General features: G+C 75.0%; 2 protein-coding genes, 1 tRNA gene and 1 pseudogene. All 4 read left to right on the top strand.

Annotated features, from left to right (window positions below; translation table 11 throughout):
• Nucleotides 1-391 (top strand): annotated as a pseudogene (locus tag AC2W7G_RS15940) (hypothetical protein); the annotation flags it as partial.
• 101 nt (nt 392-492) lie between these two features.
• Nucleotides 493-574 (top strand) — tRNA-Leu (locus tag AC2W7G_RS15935).
• A gap of 42 nt (nt 575-616) precedes the next feature.
• Nucleotides 617-1,168: an LLM class flavin-dependent oxidoreductase gene (locus AC2W7G_RS15930; protein WP_485869298.1), complete on the top strand. Its 552-nt coding sequence runs from the start codon at nt 617-619 to the stop codon at nt 1,166-1,168.
• A complete protein-coding gene (locus AC2W7G_RS15925; RefSeq protein ID WP_485869297.1) occupies nt 1,156-1,506 on the top strand; it encodes a hypothetical protein in 351 nt (116 codons plus the stop codon). The genes AC2W7G_RS15930 and AC2W7G_RS15925 overlap by 13 nt, the downstream gene beginning before the upstream one ends.
• Nucleotides 1,507-1,571 lie beyond the last annotated feature (65 nt).

Below are 1,571 nucleotides of genomic sequence, written 5' to 3'. Positions count from 1 at the left end.
CGTCGGCATGGGCGGCGTGCTGCCCGCCGTCCCGGCGGACGCGGACGAGGCTGTCGCGGCGCTGGAGCGGCTCGACGAGCGGGCGTCCGCGCGGCTGCGCCGCTTCGTCGCCGTGCCCGACGGCTCGTTCGCCTGGACGATGACCGCCGCCGGCCTCCACCTGGGTCGGATCACCGGCGGCTACCGCTACGACGCGTCGGTCGACGCGGTCGGGGCCGACCTCGTGCACGTGCGTGCCTGCGACTGGCTCGACCGGCCGTGCCCGACGCCGAGGTGCCGGCGGCCGTGCACCAGACGTTCGAGCGCGGTGGCCGCAACCTGCAGCGCGTCCACCCCGGCGACGTCGAGCACCTCACCGCGGCCGTGTGGTCACGTTTCCCCGTCAGCGTGACGTTCGAGGGGGTCGAAGTCCGGGCGGACGTGCCCCCGAACGTCACGCTCGACGGGAACGGAGGGACGCGCTCGGGGCTGGCCTAGACTCGTGCCGCACCCGCCGGTGTGGTGGAACTGGTAGACACGCAGGATTTAGGTTCCTGTGTCCTCGGACGTGCAGGTTCAAGTCCTGTCACCGGCACCCAGCGCTCGCGCCTGACCCCGGCCCGCGCCACCATCGGGCATGGCCGACTACGGGCAGGACCTCCGCCTCGGCGTGTTCATCACGCCCACCAACGCCTCGCCGCGCCACCCCGTGGGCCTGGCCGTCGCGGCCGAGGAGGCCGGGATCGACCTGGTCACCTTCCAGGACCACCCGTACCAGCCGCGCTTCCTGGACACCTGGACGCTGCTGTCGTTCGTCGCCGCGCGGACGTCCACGGTGACCCTCGCCGGCAACGTGCTCAACCTGCCGCTGCGCCAGCCCGCCGTGCTCGCCCGCGCGGTCGCCTCGCTCGACCTGCTCAGCGGCGGACGGGTCGAGCTCGGCCTGGGCACGGGTGCGTTCTGGGACGCGATCGAGGCGATGGGCGGCACCCGGCTCACGCCGGGCCAGTCGGTCACCGCGCTGGAGCAGGCGGTCGAGGTTATCCGCGCCCTGTGGGACGTGGACGCCCGTGGCGGCGCGACGGCCGGCGGCGAGCACCACCACGTGAAGGGCGCCAAGCGCGGTCCGGCCCCGGCCCACGACGTCGGGATCTGGCTCGGGGCTACGGGCCGCGGATGCTCGCGCTGACCGGACGCGTCGCCGACGGGTGGCTGCCCTCGGTCGGCTACCTGCAGAACGGGCTGGACGACCTCGGGCCGATGAGCCGGCGCGTCGACGACGCGGCCCGCGAGGCCGGCCGCGACCCCGCCGACGTCCGCCGCCTGCTCAACGTGTCGGGCCGCTTCGGCGACGGGGCGGGCTTCCTCGAGGGGCCGCCCGCGCAGTGGGCCGAGCAGCTGGCCGACGTCGCGCTGCTGCACGGCACGAGCACGTTCGTGGTGGCGGCCGACGACGAGACGACCGTCCGCACCCTCGGCCACGAGGTCGCCCCGGCGCTGAAGGAGCTCGTCGCGGCCGAGCGATGAGGCGGCGGGTTTACCTGGGGCCCCAGGTGTCCTCGACGGCCCCAGGTCCGCAGGCCTGGGGCGTC

This window comes from Aeromicrobium sp. PFPM2_SD2 (assembly GCF_057364525.1).
Note: the sequence above shows the minus strand (reverse complement) of the source record. Positions and strands in the feature narration are given on the sequence as shown.